The organism is Pelomonas parva, from assembly GCF_043555835.1.
GTDB classification, from domain to species: domain Bacteria; phylum Pseudomonadota; class Gammaproteobacteria; order Burkholderiales; family Burkholderiaceae_C; genus Pelomonas; species Pelomonas parva.
Map to the genome: position 1 here is coordinate 144,450 of NZ_JBIGHV010000001.1, position 19,522 is coordinate 163,971.

Below are 19,522 nucleotides of genomic sequence, written 5' to 3' on the forward strand. Positions count from 1 at the left end.
AGTTGGATTTAACCGACACCACGCTCTCCAGCGCGAAGCTATGGTGCCGCCGCCATGAGCAGTTCCAACGTCCCTCCCCACCCCTCGGCCCGCCTCTGGGACATTTCGCCCACCGTCGCTCCCGAGGCACCCGTCTTCCCCGGTGACGAGCCCTACAGCCTGCGCTGGACGGCGCAGCTCTCGCCCGGCTACCCGGTCAACCTGAGTGCCATCACGATGTCGCCCCACGTCGGCGCGCATGCGGATGCACCGCTGCACTACGCCAATGACGCGCCGGCCATCGATGAAGTGCCGCTGGACACCTACCTCGGCCGCTGCCGCGTCATCCATGCCATCGGCGCGGCGCCGCTGATCACGGTCGCGCATCTCCAGCATGCTGGGCAAGACCTGCCCCCGCGCGTGCTGGTGCGCTGCTGCGAACGGGCCGACACCGCGTGGAACCCCACCTTCACCGCCTATGCCCCCGAGGCCATCGAATGGCTGGCCGTGCGCGGCGTGAAGCTCATCGGCATCGACACACCCAGCGTGGACCCGGCCGACTCCAAGGCGCTGAGCAGCCACCAGCAGCTGAAGCGCCTGGACCTGCGCGTGCTGGAGAACCTCGTGCTCGACGACGTGCCCGAGGGCGACTACGAGCTGATCGCCCTGCCCCTCAAACTCCAAGGCGCCTGTGCCTCTCCGGTGCGCGCCGTTCTCAGGGAAATCCAATGAATCTCGACGACGCCAAGCGGCTCGATGCCGCCGACCCGCTGCGCAGCCTGCGCGACCTCTTCACGCTGCCCGAGGGCATCACCTACCTGGACGGCAATTCCCTCGGCGCCCTGCCCCGCGCCACGCCCGAGCGCATACGGCGCGCGGTCGAGCAGGAGTGGGGCCAGGGCCTCATCAAGAGCTGGAACACGGCCGGCTGGATCGACCTGCCACGCCGGCTGGGCGACCGGCTGGCACCTTGGCTGGGCGCACGGCCCGGCGAGGTGCTGGTGGCCGACTCGACCTCCATCAACCTCTACAAGGTCCTGCACGCCGCGCTGCAACTGCAGCAGGGCCAACGCCGCGTCATCGTCAGCGAGCGCAGCAACTTCCCGACCGACAACTACATCGCCCAGAGCGTCGTGCGCGCCCATGGCGGCGAGCTGATCCTGGCCGAGTCGCCGGAAGAGATCCCGCCCCTGCTGGACGAGCGCTGTGCCGTGCTGATGCTGACGCACGTGAACTACCGCAGCGGCCGCATGCACGACATGGGGCTGCTGACGCGCTGGGCCCACCAGGCCGGTGCACTGGCCGTGTGGGACCTGGCGCACAGCGCCGGCGCCGTCCCCATCGACCTGCTGGGCAGCGCGGCGGACTTCGCCATCGGCTGCGGCTACAAGTACCTCAACGGCGGCCCCGGCGCCCCCGCCTTCGTGTGGATGCACCCGCGCCACGAGGGCCAGGTGTGGCAGCCGCTGACCGGCTGGCTGGGCCATGCCAATCCCTTCGACTTCGACAGCGACTACCAGCCCGCGCCGGGCATCCAGCAATACCAGTGCGGCACGCCGCCCGTGCTGTCCATGACTGGTCTGGACACGGCGCTGGACGTGTTCGACGCGGCGCAGAAGCTGGGCGGCATCAAGGCGCTGCGCAACAAGTCGCTGGCGCTGACCGAGGCCTTCATCGGCGGCGTGGAAGAGCGCGTGCCGGGCGCGGCAATTGCCACCCCGCGCGAGGCGGCGCTGCGCGGCTCGCAGGTGTCGTTCTCGCTGCCGCGCGACGTCGACGGCTATGCGGTCATGCAGGCCCTCATCCACCAGGGCGTCATCGGCGACTTCCGCGCCGGGGACCCCGAACTGCTGCGCTTCGGCTTCGCACCGCTGTACAACGGCTTTGCCGACGTGGCGCGAGCCGTGGACGTGATGGGCGACATCCTGGACAAGCGCAGCTGGGATGCGCCCGAGTTCACCAATCGGAACAAGGTGACGTGACCGTGTCGACGACCGAACACCACGGCGCCCAGCTCGACTTCTCCAAGGACATGAGCTACGGCGACTACCTGCAGCTCGACGCCATCCTCAGCGCCCAGAAACCGCTCTCGCCCGACCACAACGAGATGTTGTTCATCGTGCAGCACCAGACGTCCGAGCTGTGGATGAAGCTGATGCTGCACGAGCTGCATGCGGCCATTGCTAACGTCGCGGCCGACCGGCTGCCGGAAGCCTTCAAGATGCTGGCGCGGGTCTCGCGCATCATGGAGCAGTTGGTCCACGCCTGGGACGTGCTGGCGACGATGACGCCGCCCGAGTACAGCGCCGTCCGGCCCTACCTGGCCAAGAGCAGCGGCTTCCAGAGCGCGCAGTACCGGCGCATCGAGTTCCTGCTCGGCAACAAGAACGCGGCCATGCTCAAGCCCCACGAGCACCGGCCCGATCTGCTGGCGCAGGTGCAGCAGGCGTATGAGGCGCCGTCTCTCTACGACGAAGTTCTGAAGCTGATGGCCAGCCGCGGCATTACCGTGCCGGGCTCGCACACGCAGCGTGACTGGACCCAGCCCTACGCCGCCGACGACGGCGTGAAGGACGCCTGGCTGGTGGTCTACCGCGCGCCCAGGGACCACTGGGACCTCTACCAGATGGGTGAGGAGCTGGTGGACCTGGAAGACGCCTTCCGCCTCTGGCGCTTTCGCCACGTGACCACCGTGGAGCGCGTCATCGGCTTCAAGCGCGGCACGGGTGGCACGGGCGGCGTGAGCTATCTGCGCAAGATGCTGGACGTGGTGCTGTTCCCGGAGCTGTGGACGCTGCGCACGGAGCTTTGAGGCGCGCCGCGTCAGGCAGCGCACAGCCTCGAACCAGCCGCCGCCCTATCATTTGCCCATGGCCGAAATCAAGAAAAACAAGGTCGCTGCGCCGACCAGCCCCAGCACCGAGGGCGTCGCCCTCGACGATCCGACGGCCCAGGTGCTGAGCCACTTCCGCCTGATCTTCAACTCGGTCAAGACCCACTTTCAGAAGGTCGAAAGGAAGGCTGGCATCAGCGGCGCCCAGGCCTGGGCACTGAGCATCATCTCCACATCTGAAGGCCTGGGCGTCAGCGCACTGGCACGGGCCATGCACATTCACCAGTCCACCGCGAGCAATCTGGTCAAGGCATTGATCGAGCGCGAGCTGATCGTTGCCGCCAAGGATGGGCCGGACAAGCGCACCGTGCAGCTGCACCTGCTGCCGGCCGGCAGGAAAGTGCTCAAGCGCGTACCGGGTCCGTTCTCGGGTGTGCTTCCGCAAGCATTGGCCAACCTGGACCCGCCAACATTGCAGCGGCTGGATACCGACCTCGCCCAACTGATCGTTGTCTTGGGCGCGGATGAGCGGGGGGCGCAGATACCGCTCGGCGAGTGAGCCGGGGCTGCTTCAGCGTCTGCGGCCGCCGCGCCGCCATGCTCAGGTGCTGGCCGCCATGACCACCGTGCGCGTGGGAAAGGCGAAGTCCACACCCAGCTCGCTCAGCTCACGCATCAGCGCAAGGTTGACGCGCTGTTGCTCGTCCATGTAGGTCCCGTAGTCGGCATTGAGGACGTGGTAGACGACCTCGTAGTCCAGCGAGCTTTCGCCGAATGCCTTGAAGTGCGCGCGGTCGAACCGCAGCCGCTCGCTGGCCTCCACCACCCGTCGGACGGCGCCAGGGATGGCCTCGGCCTGCGCAGGCGTAGTGCCATAGGTGACGCCGAAGCCAAACACGATCCGCCGCTCTCTCAGGCGTTTGTAGTTGCTGACGGTTTGCTTCAACAGTTCGGTGTTGGACATGACGACCTGCTCTCCGCCTAGGCTGCGAATGCGGGTCGTCTTGACTCCCACCCGCTCCACCGTGCCCGACACCGAGCCCAGCACGATGAAGTCACCCACTTCAAATGGCTTGTCCAGCGCGATGGCGACGGAAGCAAAGAGGTCGCCGAGGATGTTCTGCGCCGCCAGCGCGACGGCGATGCCGCCCACCCCGAGGCTGGCGACAAAGGCCGTGATGTTCACGCCGACGTTGGACAGCACGGCGAGCAGCACGACCGTCCAGATCAGCACCCGCAAGGCCCAAGACAGCAGCGTTGCCGCCGCGCCTGCCGGGGACGCGACGCCGGGCTCCTGCACGGCGACATGACTGCGGCGCCCCACGGTGACGGCCGTATTGCTCCACAGACCCAGCTGCAGAGCCAGCACCGCAAACCAGAGCTGACCGACGCGCAGGTCCCAGCGATCTGAGAGGCTGAGCGTGCCCACGCCGATGAGCAGCGCCGCGAGTGCGATCAGCCAGGGCCGCGTGCTCTCCAGCACTTCCACCAGCATGTCATCCGCGCGGTTGGTCGTGTGCTGTGCCAGCTGCCGAAGCCGCCGATGAGCGAATCGCAGCACCAACGACATGCCCAGGTAGGCCGCCAGCGCAACCCCCGATGCAATGCCGATTTCCGCCACAGGAACGCCGAACCATGGGGTCGCCAAGAATGTCATTGCCAACTCAGTCATCGGGGCTGGGGGCCTCTCTCACCATGGCTTGCTGTAGCCGCTCCAGCAACGCGCTCATTTCCGAATGGGTATCGAGAAAAAACATCGCCAGGCTGGCGCCGTGCGAGCGGCCGATGCGCACCGTCAACCAGCCGTCCTGGGCGCACTCGAACACCGCCTCGTCGTTCACGTCGTCCCCCACGAACAGCAACGCCTCACAGCCGCTGGCGCGCAGCAGTGCCTTGGCGGCATCACCCTTGTCGGGCGCGTCCTGACTCACGACGTTGACGACGCATTTGCCACCGAACATCTGCACACCGGCCGCCGGCGCCGCCAACAGCCTTTCAATCGCCTGCATCGCCACCCCGCGGTCGCGGGCCAGCCGGTAGTGCAGCGCCAACGAGAACACCTTGTCTTCAACCTGCACGCCCGCCGCCCGCAGATCATCGGCATGCGCACGCAACCGGGCACGGAACTGATCCATGCCTTCGCCCGAGGGTGACCAGCCCATGCCCTCGGCGCCATGGTTGCCGACGACGAAGCTGGGTTCGAACCCAAGCCGCGGCCGCACATCCGCAACGCTGCGGCCGGTGATCACCGCGACGGGACGCTGCGCTGCCAGCAGCGACAGTCGCCGCGCGATGGCCACCGACACCCGTGCGTCGTCGGGCCGGGCGACGATGGGGGCGAGCGTGCCGTCGAAGTCGAAGGCCAGCAGGACGTCCTGACGACGCATCAACTGGGCAACGGCGGCTTCACCGGCGGGACTGAAAAGATGCCGCATGGCTCCTTGGCTCACTTTCTCGATCAATCGCCGTTGTGCCGCAGCATGCGGGCCTCGATGCGTTCCCGCAGGCGCCAGCGCGCCGCGTCGGCCAGCATGCGGCCTGCCCAGCGGTAGACGTTGAAGTCCCGCACCGTCATGCGCAGGTTGGCCATGCGCTCGCGTTGTTCGGCGGCCGGCATCGTGATCGCGCGGTACAGCGCATCGGCACTTTCCTCGACGTGATAGGGGTTCACGATCAGCGCTTCGTTAAGCTCGGCCGCCGCACCGGCGAACCGGCTCAGGATCATGACGCCTTGCTCGTCATCGCGGGCCGCGACGAACTCCTTGCAAACCAGGTTCATGCCGTCGTGGAGGCTGGTCACCATGCAGACCTCGGCGGCGCGATACAGCTCGGTGACCGCATCGTGCTCGTGGTGCTCGGCCAGCAGGTAGATCGCCTGGTAGCCCGGAGATCCGAAGCGTGCATTCACGCGCCCCACCACCTGATGGATGCGCTGCTGGAACGCCTTGTACTCATCCAGGTCGCTTCGTGATGGCGCCGCCACCTGCACCAGGCTGAACTCGCCGACCCAGCTCGGGTGTTTCTCCAGCATGCGCTCCACCGCATGGATGCGCTCCAGGATGCCCTTGGTGTAGTCGAAGCGGTCCACGCCCACGGCGAGCTTGTGCGCGGGGCCAAGGCCAAGCCGATGCCGGACGGCACTGCGACAGTCCGCCACCGAGGGCCAGGCGGCGCGTTGCGTGTCCGATGGCCAGGCAATCGAAATGGGGTAGCTCTCGACCAGGGTCGTCTGCTTGTTGATCGTGACCGTCGAGTGCTCATGCTCGGTACGGGCCTCCAGGTTGCGATCAACCGTCTCGATGAAGTTCTTGCAGTGGAAGCGCGTGTGGAACCCCAGGATCGTGCTGCCCAGCAGCCCCTCCAGCAGCTCGGTGCGCCAGGGGCAGATGCTGAAGGACTCGGGGTTCGGCCAGGGGATGTGCCAGAAGGTCAGGATGGTGGCGCGAGGCAATCGCTGGCGGATCAGCGCGGGCAGCAGCGCAAAGTGGTAGTCCTGGACCAGCACCACCGGGTCGGCGCTGCGCGCCTCGGCGACCACGGCGTCCGCAAATCGCTCGTTGACGCGCCGGTAGGCCTCCCAGTCCGATTCACGGAACACGGGTCGCACATGGGCCACATGGCACAGCGGCCAGAGGCCCTCGTTGGCAAACCCGTAGTAGTAGCCCTGCTCCTCTTCGGGCGTGAGCCAGATGCGCCGCAGCGTGTACTCCTCGCTGCCGGGCGGCACCATCACGCGGTCATGCTTGTCGACCACGCTTCGGTCAGCGCTGCCACTACCGTGGGCGATCCAGGTGCCCGAGCAGGCCCGCATGACCGGCTCGACCGCCGTGACAAGCCCGCTGGCCGGACGCTTGAAATGCACGCCGTCGGGACCCGTCTCGTGGATGTAGGGCTCGCGGTTGGACACCACGATGAGCTCGTCTCCGCGCAGTTGCGCGTGCAGCAGTGCACGCAGGCGCTCAGGGTCCCACTGGTCATCCCGGTCGAGCGAGCGGCGGTAGGCATCCTCCAGGTCACGCAGCCGGTCGCGGAAGTCGTCTGCCAGCGGCCCCAGGTCATGGTTGTTCTGCATCAGAGGCGTCAGCAGCCCCTCGCCGCGCAGCAGCGCGCGCGCACCCTTGACCCATCCCCGCCAGCTCAACTGGGCGACGACCACCGTGATGACGGCAATCACGGCGCCCAGGGCGACCATGAAGGCAATCAGGTACTTCTGTGTGTCTTCGCTGCGCCGCTCGACAAAGCTCAGGTCGTGCAGCAGCACGAGGTCGGCCACGTGAGCGCCCCCCAGCTCCAGGGCATGCATGCCGACATGCACCGTGCCTCCGGCCAGCTGCAGCTTGGGCAACGGCAGATTCGCGAGTTCGGCTGCTCCCGCACAAGTCAGGTCGCCAGGGTAGGCCGCGCTGCGCTGGAGAAGTTCGCCACCTGGCGCACAGGCTGCCAGCGCAACCAGCCGCTCGTCCTGCACGGTCCGCGTGAACAAGGCCTGCACACGGGCGTCGTTGCCCTCCTGGAGCGCGCCCACCAGGGAGTCGGACAGCGTGTTGGTGACCAAGGTGCCACGCAGGCTGAGGTCCCGCGAGAACCAGCGCAAGGTCAGGTTGTCGAGCAGCGGCAAGGCGAGGAAGGCCGCAGCAGCCAGCGTCAGAAGCAGCGGCGCCAGGAACCTGAACTGCAAACGTAGTGTGCTCAGCATGGCGTCGAGAACGTCCGTTCGGCGAGCCGATGGCGGCGATGGATGTCAAAATACATTGGCACAAATGTAATGCATTGAAATTCCCAACTCTCCGCAACGGCAACGAAGGGCCCGTCATGACGCCAATGAATCGCGAAGCCAACCTGTCGCTCGCCTTGATCGGCAACTGCGCCGTGAACGCGTTGGTCGACGCACAAGCGCGCATCGTCTGGGCCTGCATGCCGCGGCCGGACGCCGATCCGGTCTTCCACGCGCTGCTCGATTCGGCAGAGGGCATCGGGCGTGACGGCACGATGGCGATCGAGCTGGAGGGCATGGTTCAGTGCACGCAAAGCTATGTGCCAGGTACAGCCGTGGTGCGCACACGCATGTTCGACGCGGACGGCGCGGGCATCGAGGTGACGGACTTCGCCCCGCGCTACCGCAGCCGCGACCGCATGTTCCGGCCGGCTCAGCTGATCAGGCGGGTGCGCCCCTTGTCAGGAACGCCCAGGGTACGCGTCATCGTTCGGCCGCGCGCCGACTGGGGGGAGAGCGTGCCGGCGCTGACCCGGGGCAGCAACCACCTTCGTTTCGTCACGGCGGGCTGGACCCTGCGCTTGAACACGAACGTGCCGCTGACCTACCTCGTCGACGAGACCTGGTTCCTGCTGCGTGAGCCGATGAGCCTGCTGCTTGGCCCGGATGAATCGCTGCACGGCGGTATCGAGGACACGGCGCGGGAATTCGAGGAGGAGACGATTTCGTACTGGCGCCACTGGACCTCGCGCCTGCACCTGCCGCTGGAATGGCAGGACGCCGTCATCCGCGCAGCCATCACGCTCAAGCTCTGCCAGTTCGAGGAGACCGGGGCCATCATGGCGGCGGTCACCACCAGCATTCCCGAGGCTCCCCACACCCAGCGCAACTGGGACTACCGCTACTGCTGGCTGCGCGATGCCTTCTTCGTCGTGCGTGCACTCAACAGCCTGTCGGAAGTGGGCACCATGGAGGACTACCTGCGCTGGCTGCAGGATGTCGTGCGCGGCACCTCGGGTCACGTGCAGCCGCTGTACGGCATCGGCCTGGAGGCCACGCTGACGGAGCGCCTCATCGAAGGACCCGCAGGCTACCGGGGCATGGGGCCGGTACGGGTGGGCAACCAGGCCTACGAGCACTTCCAGCACGACGTGTACGGCAACATCGTGCTCGGCGCCGCACAGGCCTTTCACGACCATCGACTGATGCGCCGTGCGGACGTGCAGGACTTCCACCACCTGGAGCGCTTCGGCGAACAGGCATGGCTGCTGCACGACCGCCCCGACGCCGGCATGTGGGAGCTGCGCACGCGGGCCCGCATCCACACGTCGTCCTCCCTGATGTGCTGGGCCGCGTGCGACCGGCTGAGCAAGATCGCCCGCGCGCTCGGCCTGGCGGACCGCGCGGCCTTCTGGCAGGAACGGGCGGAGACCATTCGCGAGAAGATCCTGCTGCTTTCCTGGAACGAGCGTCGCGGTGCGTTTGCGGAGAGCTTCGGCGGCCAGGATCTCGATGCCAGCGTGCTGCTGATGTGCGAGGTGGGCTTCATCAACCCGCGCGACCCGCGCTTCGTCGGCACCTTGCAAGCCATGGAACAAAGCCTGTGCGACGGACCGTTCATGCGCCGCTACGAGGCCCCCGACGACTTTGGCAAACCCGAAACGGCGTTCAACGTCTGCTCGTTCTGGCGCATAGACGCGCTGGCGCGCATCGGGCGCATCGAGGAGGCGCGCGACATCTTCGAGACGCTGTTGGCGCGGCGCAACCATGTCGGCCTGCTGTCCGAGGACCTGTCGCCGACCACCGGCGAGCTGTGGGGCAACTTCCCGCAGACGTACTCGATGGTCGGCATCATCAACGGGGCCATGCGGCTGTCGAAGCCTTGGGACGACGTCGTCTGACAGGCGTCCACTAGAGGGCTGCGGACCAACGCGTGGCGCCGGGCGGCCCACGGGGACCGGCCAGGCCGCCGCTGTCTTTTGCGAGAATCTGGCGATCCCTCCCCAGGCCGCTGCCGACCCGGCAGAGACCGTCAGCCAAGGCTCCAACACCATGGACACCCGCACCTCCGAAACCCGCCTGCGCATTGAGCGCCTGCGTGACGCGCTGATCGCCAGCAACGTGCACGCCGTGCTCGTGCCGTCAAGCGACCCCCACCTCTCCGAGTACCTGCCCGAGCGCTGGCAGGGCCGGCAGTGGCTGTCGGGCTTCGACGGCTCGGCGGGCAGTCTGGTCGTCACGCGCGACCGCGCCGCGCTGTTCGCCGACAGCCGCTACTGGGCCCAGGCCGAGGCACAGCTGGCCGGCAGCGGCATCGACCTGGAAAAGACGACTTCCGGCGCGTCGACGCAGTTCATCGACTGGATCGCGCGGCAGCTGCAGCCCGGTGAGGTGCTGGGCGTGGACGGCCAGGTGCTGGGCCTGTCGCTGGCCCAGCAGCTGCGCGGGGCGCTGGGCCGCAAGGGCATCAAGCTGAACACCGACGTGGACCTGCTGCAGCCCGCCTGGGACGACCGCCCCGGCCTGCCGCTTCAGCCCGTCTACGAACACCTGCCGCCCCAGGCCACCGTGGCCCGCGCCGACAAGCTGGCCCGCGTGCGCGTGGCGATGGCAACGGCCGCCGCGACCCACCACCTCGTCTCCACCGTCGACGACGTGGCCTGGCTCCTGAACCTGCGAGGCAGCGACGTGGAGTGCAACCCGGTGTTCATCGCCCACTTGCTGCTCGACACGCAGGGCGGCCGGCTCTTCATTGGCAGCGGCAAAGTGCCGGCCGATGTGGCCGCACGCCTGAGCGCCGACGGCATCGAGCTCGCTGCCTATGACCAGGCCGCTGCCGCGCTGGCCACGCTGCCAGCCGACGCCACGCTGTTGATCGACCCGCGTCGCGTCACGCTGGGCCTGCGCGAGGCCGTGCCGGCTGGCGTCAAGGTCGTCGAGCAGATCAACCCCAGCACGCTGCTGAAGAGCCGCAAGACGCCGAACGAAGCCCACTTCATCCGCGAGGCCATGGCCGAGGACGGCGCGGCGATGTGCGAGTTCTACGCCGAGTTCGAGGCAGCCCTCGCGCGCGGCGAGCGCTGGAGCGAGCTGGATGTGGATACGCGGCTGTCCGCTCAGCGCAGCAAGCGCAAGGGTTTCGTGGGGCTGAGCTTTTCAACCATCGCCGGCTGGATGGCCAATGGCGCCCTGCCCCACTACCGCGCCACGGCCGAGTCGTTCGCACAGATCGAAGGCGATGGCTTGCTGCTGATCGACTCCGGCGGGCAGTACCTCGGCGGCACGACGGACATCACGCGCGTCTGGCCCATCGGCACCGTCAGTGCCCAGCAGAAGCGCGACTACACGCTGGTGCTCAAGGGCACGATGGCCTTGTCGCGCACCCGCTTCCCGCGCGGCACGCTGAGCCCCATGCTCGACGCCATCGCCCGCGCGCCGCTGTGGGAGCACGGCCTGGACTACGGCCATGGCACCGGCCATGGCGTGGGCTACTTTATGAACGTGCACGAAGGCCCGCAGAGCATCAGCAAGGCCATCCCCGAGCCAGCCATGGCGATGGAGCCCGGCATGATCACGTCCATCGAGCCGGGCCTGTACCGGCCAGGGCTGTGGGGCGTGCGCATCGAGAACCTGGTCATGAACGTGGCCGTGGAAACGCCCGAGAAGAACGCCTTCGGCGAGATGCTGGCGTTCGAGACGCTGACGCTGTGCCCTATCGCCACCAGCTGCATCGACAAGTCGTTGCTGCGTGCCGACGAGATTGCCTGGCTGAACGATTACCACGCCACCGTGCGCGAGCGCCTGCAGCCGCTGGTGAGCGGGCCGGCGCTAGCCTGGCTGCTGGAGCGCACAGAGCCGTTGACGGCCTGATCTGTACTCAGGCCGTCCGCGGCACCGGATAGCGCCACACCAGCGCCGCGCTGACCAGCAACTGCAGCAGCACGCCGCAGAACAGCGGCACGGCGCTGTCCTCGCCACCCAGGAACGGCGCCACCAGTTGCGTGCCCAAGGCGCCGAACGCCAGCAGCGCCAGCACCAGCAGCGCCGTGGCGCGGCCCATCTGGGCGGGCGGCACGGCCAGCGCGTCGACGAAGGTGGCCGGCCCGCGGAGGGCCAGAGCGCCGCAGAAGCACATCCAGTAGGCCGCCATCGCCGCATACGACAGCTGGCCCAGCGCCGCGCCCGCAAGCGCCAGCGCGCAGGCCAACGCCTGCACCGCGTTGCCCAGGCGCACAACGCGCGCATGCCCCAGCCGCTTGGCCAGCCGGCCCGACTGCGACGCGCCCAGCATGAAGCTGCCCACGCCCAGCACCTGCAGCAGCGCGAACGCCGACGTGCCCAGGCCCAGCGTGTGCTGTAGCAGCTGCGGCGCGCTGGACAAGAAGGTCAGCAAGGCGCCCATGCACAGCGCGTGTGACAAGGCCAGGCGCAGATAGCTGCGGTTGCGCAGGATGGCGGCATAGCTCGCGTCGTGCGCGAGGTTGAGCCCGGGCAGCTGGCGAGGCGCGATCTTGACGACCCAGGGCAGCACCAGCAGCGACAGCGCCGCCAGCAGCCAGAAGGTGCCGCGCCAGTCCGTGAAGGTCAGCAGCAGCGCGCCGATGACGGGCCCGGCCGCCGGCACGATGGCCTCGACCATGGAGATGGCCGCAATGCCGCGCACCACATCGGCCTCGCCCAGCGTGGCGCGCGCGACGGTGGGTGCCACAACTGTCGCCGCTGCCGCCGCCACGCCTTGCAGCAGGCGCATCACCAGCAGCACCTCGATGTTGGGCGCCAGCGCGCAGCCTAGGCTGGCGAGCGCCAGCAGCCCTAGGCCCCACTCCATGCAGCGGCGCGGGCCCAGGCGGTTCAGCAGCTCGCCCCACAGCAGCTGCGCGCCGGCCAGGCCGGCGAGGTAGACGGCCACCGTCGCCTGGGCCAGCGTGATGCTGATGCCCATGCCGGTCTGCAGGGCCGGCACGGCGGGCAGGTAGACGTCCATCGCCGCCATGCTGACGCCGGTGACGAAGGCCAGCGGCAGGATGGTGCGGATCGATGCGGCGCTCAGAGAAAGCGCACCTTGCAACGCACGCCGGCCGGGATGTCGCCATTCGGGTTGGGCAATTCCAGCCGCACGCCGAACGAACCGCTGGCCGAGTCCATCACGCGGTCGACGACCTTGATGCTGGCCTGCCACGTGCCCTTGAGCGGCGCCTCGGGCATGATCTCGGCCGTGCGGCCGGCCTTGACCTGGCCCAGCACCGACACCGGCAGCACGACCTCTACGCGCAGCGGGTTCGTCTGCGCCATCTTCAGGATGGGCCGCGAGCCCTCGCCGGTGAAGGCCAGTTCACCGGGGTTTTGCAGCCGCTCGGTGACGATGCCGCTGAAGGGCGCGCGCAGCGAGCGTTGCTTGACGACCGCACTCAGCCGCTGCGCCTCGATGCCGGCCAGGCGGCGGTTGTCCACGGCCAGCGCCAGTTCGGCCTCGGCAACGCGCAGCTCGGCCTGGGCCTCGTCACGGTCCTGGGCGGTGATGTAGTTCTGCTCGCGCAAGTCCTCGCGGCGGCGGAACTTCTCGCGGGCGTAGTCGGCGCGGGCGCGGGCCACGCGCAGCTCGGCCTCGGAGTCGGCACGCTGCTGGGCACCGGCCAGCGCCTCGCGCTCGACGCTGCCGTCCAGCAGCACCAGCGTGTCGCCGGCGCGCACGGAGCTGCCGCGCTCGACCAGGATCTTGTCGATGAGGGCATTGGTGGGGCTGCGGATCTCGATGCGCTGGTTGGGCTCGATGAGGCAGTCGTAGCCGGTGGGTGCAGCAGCCGGCTTGGGCGCTTGCGCGAGGGCCGCCGAGGAGAGCAGGACGAGCGAGAGGGCTTTCATATCTGGTTTCCAGCGAATCCAAGCAGGTTGTCGAGCTGGCGGTCGGCCTTGAGCGTGCGGCGGCGCATGGCCGCGTGCAGGCGGCCGGCGTGGCCTTGGGCAGCGCGGCGCAGCAGTTCCAGCGCCCATCTCGGCAGCTCGTCGCGGCCCGCAAACACACGGCCCAGCAAGGCCTGCAGTGTCGCGGCATGGGCGGTGAAGATCTCGTCGTCCAACGCGACGATGGCCAGCGCCACGCCGGGATCGCCCTGGCGCGCGCCGCGGCCGACGAGCTGGCGGTCGATGCGGGCGGAGTCGTGGAACTCGGTCAGCAGCACGGCAAGGCCGCCCTTGTCCTTGACGCGGTCGTCGAGGTGGATGTCGGTGCCGCGCCCGGCCATGTTGGTGGCCACCGTCACGGCACCGGGCTCACCGGCGGCTGAGACGATGTCGGCTTCCTCCTTGTCCTGCCGCGCATTCAGCACGCGATGGACCTGGCGTGGGCCGAGTTCTTCGGACAGCGCGACGGAGGCACGGACGGAGCGGGTGCCGACGAGGACGGGACGGCCGGCGGCGAGTTCATTGGCGACCGCCTCGTGCACGGTCTTCCACTTCGCCGCCTGCGTGCGCAGCAGGCGCGGCGGCAGCGTGACGCGCTGGTCGGGCCTGTGCGTGGGCAGGCGCACGACGTCCAGTCGGTAGACCTGGTTCAGCTCGGGCGCGACCTCGGCGGCCGTGCCGGTCATGCCGGCCAGACGCAGGTAGCGGCAGAAGAAGCGCTGAAAGGTGATGCGGGCCAGCGTGCGCGCCGGCTCGGTCAGCGCCAGCCCTTCCTTGGCCTCCATCATCTGGTGCAGACCGCCCTCCCAGCTGCGACCTTCGAGCACGCGGCCGGTGTATTCGTCGACGATCTGCACGGTGCCGTCGATGACGACGTAGTGCTGGTCGCGGCGGAAGAGGTGCAGCGCCCGCAGCGCCTGGCCGACGAGGTGCTCGCGGCCGCGTGCGACGCCCCAGATGCCACCTAGACCTTCGGCCGCCTCGCGCACGGCGGGCAGGCCGGCGGCCTCGAAGTGCAGGCTGTGGCGGGCGGCATCGATGCCGAAGTGCTCGCCGAGTTTCAGCGTCGCGGCGATCTTCAGCGCCTGCTGGTAGTCGGTCGCGTCGGGCGGCTTGCCCTGCTTTTCGGACAGGATCAGCGGCGTGCGCGCCTCGTCGATGAGGATGGAGTCGGCTTCGTCGACGATGGCGAAGTGCAGGCCACGCAGCAGCAGCGGCTGCGGCAGCTGGCCGTGAAGCAGCCGGGCCTGCATCTGCGCCGGGCTGACCCGGCCACCGGCCGACACGCGGTCGCGCAAGTAGTCGAACACCAGGCTCTGGTTGGTGCAGTAAGTGATGGGCCGCTGGTAGGCGACGCGCTTGGCCTCGTGTTCCAGCGTGGCCCAGACGACCCCGGCCGTCATGCCGAAGAAGTTGAACAGCGGCTGCATCAGCTCGCAGTCGCGGCGGGCGAGGTAGTCGTTGACGGTGACGACATGGGTGGGCAGGCCGGCGGCGCCGGCGATGGCTGCGGCCAGTCCTGCCGTTAGCGTTTTTCCTTCGCCCGTTTGCATCTCGGCGAGGCGGCCTTCGAGGAGGACGGCGGCGCCCATGAGCTGGGTGTCGAAGGGGCGTTTGTTCAGCGCTCGGCGGGCGCCTTCACGGACGAGGGCCATCACTTCGGCAAGGCCTTGTGCCTTGCCGGCCTGGACGGCGGCGGGGGCTTTCTGGAAGAGGCGTTTGCGCAGTTCCTGGTCGGGCTGCTGCTGGAGTTCGGCTTCGAGTTCGCCGGCCTGTTGCGCCATCTTGCGGAGTGTCGGAACGGCGGGGATGAGGCGGCGCTTCAGGCGCCACAGCACGCCGCGCGCGAAGCGGTCGTGGATGGGCTCGTCCACGTCACGGCGCTCGGGGAAGATGCCGTGGGCAAGGGATTCGCCGATGTCGAGGGGGAGCGTGGCGGTTGCGCTCATGGCATGCACCCTGAGAGGTCGCCGCGACGAGTGCCTCGCGCCTCGGTAATCCTGCGCATCCCGGCACCGCACTCTGCAAAACGCAGGAGTACCGAGGCGTGTCTCACGCGTCCCTCATCCACCGTCATAACTGAAAGTGCGACAAGAACAACCGCCGCAGCCCTTCCCAAACCCTCACCGCCACCGGCTCCGACTCATGCTCCAGCCGCACCAGCACCCTCGCCCCGATCTGCCGGTATGGCATGTCGATGCCCAGCTGCAGCTCATGCTCGAACAAGGTCTGCAGCGCCTGCAGTCCCTTCGGATCATGCGGGTCCAACGCAATGTCCCCACCGGCTGCCGTCCCCAACGCCGGACTCGGTAACTCACGCGCCGCCGCGGGCACGCTGCGTTTCAACACCGCCTCAAAGCTCTGCCCCGGCTGCTGCGGCAGCCGCACCTCGAAGCCCCGCACCGCCGCGCTCTGCCACTGCGGCAGCACCAGCCGCACGCGCGCCGGGCCGGCCGTGTCGACGTGGCCCAGCACCTCGCCGCGCTTGAAGAAGCGGCCGGCCAGATCATCCGGCCGCGTCAGCAACAGGATGCCCGCCACCTCCGAGCGCACCACCAACCGCGCGGCCTCGTCTTCCAGCGCCGCCAGCGCAGCCTGCTCGCGCCGCACCTCCTCGGCCAGCAGCGCCGCCCGCGCAGGCGCCATGCCGATGACGCCGAACGCCGCGTCGTGCCGGGCCTGCGCCAACTCCAGCCGGCCGCGCTGCTCGCCGACACGAGCGTCCAGCATGGGGTCGACCAGTTCGGCGACGGGCTGGCCCTCCAGCACCACCGTGCCGGGCCGCACCAGCAGCTTGGAGAGGAATCCGCCGCCCTGCGCGCGCAGCACCGCGTTGTCGCTGGGCCAGACGACGCCGGTCGCCACCGTGTGATGCGGCATCGGGATGACGAAGAGCAGCAACGCCAGCGCCGCGCCCGATGCCCACAGCACCCGCCGCACACGGCCCGCCTGCGGCTCCAGCGCCGGGTCGCCGGCCAGCTTCTTCAACCCGCGCGCCCAGGGCAGGATGACGCTGGCGAACAAGCCCCAGGCCGCAATCAGCACGCCGATGAAGAAGTAGCGGCTGGCGATGAAGATCGCGATGCTGAACATGACGAACAGCCGGTAGGCCAGCGCCAGCGGCGCGTAGACCAGGAACCAGCGGCGCTCGCCCGGCGTGCTGGGCGGCGGCTCGGCCTGGTGCTGGCCGAACAGGTGATAGCGCATCAGCCAGCCCCAGTAGGCCGTGGAGCGTTGGCCAAGGTTGGGGCTCTCGATGGCGTCCGCAAAGATGTAGTAGCCGTCGTAGCGCAGCAGCGGGTTGGCGTTGAACAGCAGCGTCGTCACGCTGGCCAGCACGATGACGTTGAAGGCCAGCGAGCGGGCAAAGCCCGGCTCCAGCGCCAGCCACAAGAAGAAGGCGACGGCCGCGATGAACAGCTCGGTGAGCATGCCCGCTGCACCCACCAGCATGCGCGGCCAGCGGCTCTCGAAGGCTGAGGAACTGCTGGCGTCGACATAGGGCACGGGGAAGAACACGAGCAGCATGACGCCCATCTCGTGCACCTCGCCGCCAAAGCGCTTGGCGGCCAGTCCGTGGCCGATCTCGTGCGCGGCCTTCAGCAGCGGGAAGAGGATGGCCAGCAGGATGAGGTTGTCCACCGCGAGCAGGCGCTCGTTGATGTTGCCGGTCAGCTCGCGCCAGTGGCTGGGCGCCAGCAGCAGCGCCGGCAGCACGACGGCCAACCACAGCGCCACCCCCACCCAGCCCTTGAGTGGCCCTGCCTTGGCGATGACCCGGCCCAGCCAGGCGTCCGGGTCCACCAGCGGGAAGCGCAGCGACACCGGGTTGGCGAAGCGCTGCAGCAGCTTGGCCTTGCGCTGCTTGCCGCCGCGCTCGAACAGCTCTGCCACGTCGGGCGTCACGTCGCACTGGATCAGGTCGGCCGCGTAGAGCTGGCCGAACAGCTGCACCAGTTCGTCCTGGCTGGGCGTGTGCTCGTCCATCGCAGCCGACAGCCGCTCCCACACCTGCTGCAGGGAACGCTCGCCGTCCAGCAGGCCGATGACGCGGTAGCTGCTGGGGTTGAAGCGGTGGTATTTGCCGGAGACGCGGTCCTCGACGACGTACCAGATCTCGCCGCGGTAGACGTGGCGGTGGATGCGCACATGGCCGCGCAGCCGCGGCTTCAGCGTGGCGACGCGGTACCAGTTGGCGGAGAAAAGCGCGTCGCCGAGTGGCCGCTCAGTAGGTGCTACGGCGTCCATTGCCACAGGGCCAGCTTGACCCAGTCGGTGAAGCGATGTGTCCACACCCACAGCAGGCTGCGCTCGCCGACGACGACCTTGGCCACGCCCTCCATGTTGGGCTTGAGCTGGACGCCCTCCTGGCCCACCAGCTCCGCCTCGGCGCGGAAGTAGTTGCGGCCTTCCTCCACCACCGACACCGGCGTGACGGACTTGACCTTGAAGTGCCAGCGCTCGCCCGGCGCGCCGGTCAGCACCAGCTCGCCGCCCTGCCCCGGCTGCACGCGGGCGATGTCGCGCTCGTCGATCTTCAGCATGACGCGCCAGCTCGCCAGCGGCGCCAGCTCGAACAGCGTCTTGCCCATCTCCAGCGGCGCACCGAGCTGCTGCGACAGGTCGCCCTTGACGACGATGGCGTCGAACGGCGCGGCCAGCTCGACGCGGGCAAGCTTGGACAGCGTCAGGTCGAGCTGCGCGCGGGCCTGGTTGGCCTGGGCGGCGGACAGGCGCTGGTTGACGCGGTCAGCCTGCGCCATGGCCTCGCGCTCCTTGCGCTGGGCCATCTCCAGCTCGGTCTCCCAGCGCACCTTTTCGAGCTGCAGCTCGCGGTCGTCCATGCGCGCCAGCACCTGGCCGGCCTTGACGGTGTCGCCGGCGCGGGCGGGGGCGTCGCGCAGGAAGCCGTCGAAGGGCACGACGGCCGAGCGCTGCACGGCGCCTTCGACGATGGCCGGCGACGACACGCGGTGATCCACCGGCACGATGGCCGCAACCAGCAGCAGCAAGGCCAGCACGCCGGCACCGAGCTTGAGCCCGGGGTGGGACGCATCGGTCAGCCGCGCCGCCGTGTGGCGCAGGCTGCGGCGGGCGTGTTGGGCCAGGCTCTCGTCGCGCGCATGCTTGTGCTCCAGCACCGGCGCCAGCACGCCGGCCAGCAGCGCCATGCCCTTGAGCTCGGCCGGCTGGAAGACGGTGTTGCGCTCGAACAGCAGCACGGCGAACGGCGGCGCGGCGCCAATGGCCAGCGGCTGGGACACGAGGGCCAGGCTTCCGGAGTCCGTCGCGTAGCGGCCATGGGCCATGCGCGGCATGCGGCCCTCGGTGCTGTCGTCCTCCGGCCAGACGACCGCGCCGCGCTGGTCGAAGGCCTCGGTCATGGCCGCGCGGGCCAGCGCCGTCAGGTTGGCGCGTTCGTCGAACCAGGCCGAATGCGATACGGCCGCCGTCTTCAGCTTGGGGCCGTCGGCCAGCGCCAGCTGCACCTGGTGGCAGCCGAAGCGCGCGGCCAGCTTGTTGACGAGGGTCAGGCCGGCCTGGCGGAAGTCGGGCTCGGCCAGGGCCGCGAGCGAGACCTCGAACAGGAAGGCGGATTCATCGAGGCGCTGGCGGGCCTGGCCCAGCTCGCGCTGCGCGAACAGGTCGGCCATCCAGCCGGCGCCCCAGTGCGTGAGGCGAGCGGCCAGACGCGCGGCCTCGGGGCTGGGGTCGAGCAGTTCCAGCACGACGGCGCCGTGCAACGCGTTGCCGGCGGCCAGCGGATAGGCCAGTTGCACCGGGTGGCCGGCATGCTGGCGGCGCACGCCCTGGCGCGTGCCCAGGCATTCGCGGGCAATGTCGGCCAGGCGTTGCAGCTCGGTACCCTCGGGCCAGGCGGCGGCGGGCACGTAGGAGCCGCTGGCGTCCTGCAGCAGCAGCAGGCCCACCTGGGCACCAGGCACCAGCTGGCACAGCACCGCCAGCCAGGCCCGGCAAAGCTGCTCGGCCGAATCGGCGCCCGCCAAGGCAGCCCAGGCTTGATCACCCGCAGGCGATGCGTCCATGGGGCTGGTCGGGAGATCGTGGCGGGCGTTCATGGCTGGGGCCCGATC

The 19,522-nt window shown here is 69.0% G+C and carries 14 protein-coding genes; 6 read left to right on the top strand and 8 right to left on the bottom strand.

From position 1 onward, the window contains the following. Window positions 1-54 precede the first annotated feature (54 nt). The 4 genes from kynB to ACG00Y_RS00585 are packed head-to-tail and all read left to right on the top strand — an operon-like array spanning window position 55 to window position 3,371. Complete coding sequence (gene kynB / locus ACG00Y_RS00570; RefSeq protein WP_394475314.1) at window positions 55-711, top strand: arylformamidase; 657 nt, start codon at window positions 55-57, stop codon at window positions 709-711. Beyond that, window positions 708-1,961, top strand: a complete 1,254-nt coding sequence (gene kynU / locus ACG00Y_RS00575; RefSeq protein ID WP_394475315.1) for a kynureninase — start codon at window positions 708-710, stop codon at window positions 1,959-1,961. Before kynB ends, kynU begins: the two co-directional genes overlap by 4 nt. Then, entirely contained in the window at window positions 1,958-2,791 is an 834-nt protein-coding gene (gene kynA / locus ACG00Y_RS00580; protein ID WP_394475316.1) for a tryptophan 2,3-dioxygenase, read from the top strand. The genes kynU and kynA overlap by 4 nt, the downstream gene beginning before the upstream one ends. Before the next feature lie 58 nt (window positions 2,792-2,849). Further along, complete coding sequence (locus ACG00Y_RS00585; RefSeq protein ID WP_394475317.1) at window positions 2,850-3,371, top strand: MarR family winged helix-turn-helix transcriptional regulator; 522 nt, start codon at window positions 2,850-2,852, stop codon at window positions 3,369-3,371. A 42-nt stretch (window positions 3,372-3,413) separates the two neighbouring features. Here ACG00Y_RS00585 and ACG00Y_RS00590 read toward each other — a convergent pair whose 3' ends face one another. The 3 genes from ACG00Y_RS00590 to ACG00Y_RS00600 are packed head-to-tail and all read right to left on the bottom strand — an operon-like array spanning window position 3,414 to window position 7,508. Then, window positions 3,414-4,469 carry a mechanosensitive ion channel family protein gene (locus ACG00Y_RS00590; RefSeq protein ID WP_394475318.1) on the bottom strand — a complete coding sequence of 352 codons (1,056 nt, stop codon included), beginning with the start codon at window positions 4,467-4,469 and terminating at the stop codon, window positions 3,414-3,416. Window positions 4,470-4,476: 7 nt separating this feature from the next. Next, the gene (gene otsB, locus ACG00Y_RS00595; protein ID WP_394475319.1) at window positions 4,477-5,247 is read right to left on the bottom strand and encodes a trehalose-phosphatase; all 771 of its coding nucleotides are present in this window, start codon (window positions 5,245-5,247) and stop codon (window positions 4,477-4,479) included. Window positions 5,248-5,270: 23 nt separating this feature from the next. Then, entirely contained in the window at window positions 5,271-7,508 is a 2,238-nt protein-coding gene (locus tag ACG00Y_RS00600) for an alpha,alpha-trehalose-phosphate synthase (UDP-forming) (protein WP_394475320.1), read from the bottom strand. A 125-nt stretch (window positions 7,509-7,633) separates the two neighbouring features. Between ACG00Y_RS00600 and ACG00Y_RS00605 the strand changes: the two genes are divergently transcribed. After that, window positions 7,634-9,427 carry a glycoside hydrolase family 15 protein gene (locus ACG00Y_RS00605; protein WP_394476164.1) on the top strand — a complete coding sequence of 598 codons (1,794 nt, stop codon included), beginning with the start codon at window positions 7,634-7,636 and terminating at the stop codon, window positions 9,425-9,427. Between the two features lie 151 nt (window positions 9,428-9,578). After that, window positions 9,579-11,396: an aminopeptidase P family protein gene (locus tag ACG00Y_RS00610; RefSeq protein ID WP_394475321.1), complete on the top strand. Its 1,818-nt coding sequence runs from the start codon at window positions 9,579-9,581 to the stop codon at window positions 11,394-11,396. A 7-nt stretch (window positions 11,397-11,403) separates the two neighbouring features. On the opposite strand, the gene ACG00Y_RS00615 is transcribed toward ACG00Y_RS00610, so the two are convergent. The 5 genes from ACG00Y_RS00615 to ACG00Y_RS00635 form a co-directional block, all read right to left on the bottom strand. Then, window positions 11,404-12,594: an MFS transporter gene (locus ACG00Y_RS00615; RefSeq protein ID WP_394475322.1), complete on the bottom strand. Its 1,191-nt coding sequence runs from the start codon at window positions 12,592-12,594 to the stop codon at window positions 11,404-11,406. After that, window positions 12,573-13,388, bottom strand: coding sequence for an efflux RND transporter periplasmic adaptor subunit (locus ACG00Y_RS00620; RefSeq protein ID WP_394475323.1), 816 nt, complete (start codon window positions 13,386-13,388; stop codon window positions 12,573-12,575). Before ACG00Y_RS00620 ends, ACG00Y_RS00615 begins: the two co-directional genes overlap by 22 nt. Next, window positions 13,385-15,376, bottom strand: a complete 1,992-nt coding sequence (locus tag ACG00Y_RS00625; RefSeq protein ID WP_394475324.1) for a preprotein translocase subunit SecA — start codon at window positions 15,374-15,376, stop codon at window positions 13,385-13,387. Before ACG00Y_RS00625 ends, ACG00Y_RS00620 begins: the two co-directional genes overlap by 4 nt. 124 nt (window positions 15,377-15,500) lie before the next feature. Continuing rightward, the gene (locus tag ACG00Y_RS00630) at window positions 15,501-17,675 is read right to left on the bottom strand and encodes a PqqD family peptide modification chaperone (protein ID WP_394475325.1); all 2,175 of its coding nucleotides are present in this window, start codon (window positions 17,673-17,675) and stop codon (window positions 15,501-15,503) included. Further along, window positions 17,663-19,507, bottom strand: coding sequence for an efflux RND transporter periplasmic adaptor subunit (locus ACG00Y_RS00635; protein WP_394475326.1), 1,845 nt, complete (start codon window positions 19,505-19,507; stop codon window positions 17,663-17,665). Before ACG00Y_RS00635 ends, ACG00Y_RS00630 begins: the two co-directional genes overlap by 13 nt. Between the last annotated feature and the right edge of the window lie 15 nt (window positions 19,508-19,522).

Excerpts from the sequence above, each read along its gene's own strand:
- ACG00Y_RS00625 (WP_394475324.1), bottom strand. The coding sequence starts at position 15,376 with ATGAGCGCAACCGCCACGCTCCCCCTCGACATCGGCGAATCCCTTGCC.
- ACG00Y_RS00610 (WP_394475321.1), top strand. The coding sequence starts at position 9,579 with ATGGACACCCGCACCTCCGAAACCCGCCTGCGCATTGAGCGCCTGCGT.
- ACG00Y_RS00605 (WP_394476164.1), top strand. The coding sequence starts at position 7,634 with ATGAATCGCGAAGCCAACCTGTCGCTCGCCTTGATCGGCAACTGCGCC.
- ACG00Y_RS00630 (WP_394475325.1), bottom strand. The coding sequence starts at position 17,675 with ATGGACGCCGTAGCACCTACTGAGCGGCCACTCGGCGACGCGCTTTTC.
- ACG00Y_RS00620 (WP_394475323.1), bottom strand. The coding sequence starts at position 13,388 with ATGAAAGCCCTCTCGCTCGTCCTGCTCTCCTCGGCGGCCCTCGCGCAA.
- ACG00Y_RS00585 (WP_394475317.1), top strand. The coding sequence starts at position 2,850 with ATGGCCGAAATCAAGAAAAACAAGGTCGCTGCGCCGACCAGCCCCAGC.
- kynB (WP_394475314.1), top strand. The coding sequence starts at position 55 with ATGAGCAGTTCCAACGTCCCTCCCCACCCCTCGGCCCGCCTCTGGGAC.
- otsB (WP_394475319.1), bottom strand. The coding sequence starts at position 5,247 with ATGCGGCATCTTTTCAGTCCCGCCGGTGAAGCCGCCGTTGCCCAGTTG.
- kynU (WP_394475315.1), top strand. The coding sequence starts at position 708 with ATGAATCTCGACGACGCCAAGCGGCTCGATGCCGCCGACCCGCTGCGC.
- ACG00Y_RS00590 (WP_394475318.1), bottom strand. The coding sequence starts at position 4,469 with ATGACATTCTTGGCGACCCCATGGTTCGGCGTTCCTGTGGCGGAAATC.
- ACG00Y_RS00600 (WP_394475320.1), bottom strand. The coding sequence starts at position 7,508 with ATGCTGAGCACACTACGTTTGCAGTTCAGGTTCCTGGCGCCGCTGCTT.
- ACG00Y_RS00635 (WP_394475326.1), bottom strand. The coding sequence starts at position 19,507 with ATGAACGCCCGCCACGATCTCCCGACCAGCCCCATGGACGCATCGCCT.